The sequence below is a fragment of the Brachyspira sp. genome (genome assembly GCF_050873525.1).
Taxonomy (GTDB): domain Bacteria; phylum Spirochaetota; class Brachyspiria; order Brachyspirales; family Brachyspiraceae; genus Brachyspira.
The window spans coordinates 1-1,042 of record NZ_JBNMIZ010000364.1 but is presented as its reverse complement, the minus strand read 5'-3'; the positions used below and the strand labels follow the sequence as shown (position 1 = coordinate 1,042).

At 36.1% G+C, this 1,042-nt stretch carries 1 protein-coding gene; it reads right to left on the bottom strand.

Annotated features, from left to right (window positions below):
- Nucleotides 1-21: 21 nt before the first annotated feature.
- Nucleotides 22-924 carry a hypothetical protein gene (locus ACR0QS_RS13355; protein WP_432633942.1) on the bottom strand — a complete coding sequence of 301 codons (903 nt, stop codon included), beginning with the start codon at nucleotides 922-924 and terminating at the stop codon, nucleotides 22-24.
- Nucleotides 925-1,042 lie beyond the last annotated feature (118 nt).

Sequence of the window (1,042 nt, the reverse complement as noted above, 5' to 3'; positions counted from 1 at the left end):
ATTAAATTCAAAAATTAAAAATTAAAATCTTATAGTCACTCCGACACGCGGGAAAAATGCGATTTTCAAAGAAGTGACAAATTTAACAATGTCCGATTTCGGAATATCATTCCAAGCGGGAAGATAGGAATTTATATCAAGCAAACCGCTGCCGAAAAATCCCACACCTTCTTTTGCATTATTATAAACGCCTTCCATCGAAGACTTAAAATAAAAGCCAATTTCAAGTAAAGAAAAATCAATGTAAGGCTTAACTCTCCAATTTTTATTTGGGAATAAATCTATATTCCAGCCCAATTCGTAGGAAATGTAAAAAGTCGGGGAAACGGTTTTTCGCTCGGTTTTGACTCCCGTGACGCCGTTTAATGTTTCGATATTGTAGACTACCGTCTCGAGTCCGAGTCGGAAAGTATTGACGGTTTTATGAGTTTTGCCCGAAATAATTTTTAATCCCAAATGAATCGGAATATAAACGAAAGAGGATTTAAAATAAGTGTCGCTGCCAACCGCTCCCGCATATTCTTTTTTGTCGGGGTCGAAGGCTTCCAATAAATCGCCGACTTTATTTTGAGGGACGGAGAGGGAATAGGAAACCGATTGAACGCCGATTCCCAATTCGATTCCGATGACGCGGTTTAATAAAATCGTATAGGAAATATTTGGGATATACCAGAAGCCGCCTTTTAAGTCGATATAGTCGAAATATTTTGAATATTCGCTTATGTCGATTTGAGCCAAGCCCGAAAAAGTTTTGATATTTCTAAAAAGATTTTTAACTAAAGTTGGAAAAATTACGGAGTAGCTCGGGATTAAATTTACGCTTAATAACTGTCGTTCTTTTGCGAACTCACGCGATAAAATTTTGTTGGTGGAAAAATCGCCCGCGAAGAATTTATCCATGTTGGTTTGCGGGAATGCGTGCATGTAAAAAATCAAGGCGATTATTAGGGAGTATAAAGTTAGTTTATAAAATTTCATGTTTTTCCTTTTAATCTTTTCTTACTTTTTTAAAGTAAGTCAAAAGTTCCGTTCTTTTTTCTAT

Excerpts from the sequence above, each read along its gene's own strand:
- ACR0QS_RS13355 (WP_432633942.1), bottom strand. The coding sequence starts at position 924 with ATGCACGCATTCCCGCAAACCAACATGGATAAATTCTTCGCGGGCGAT.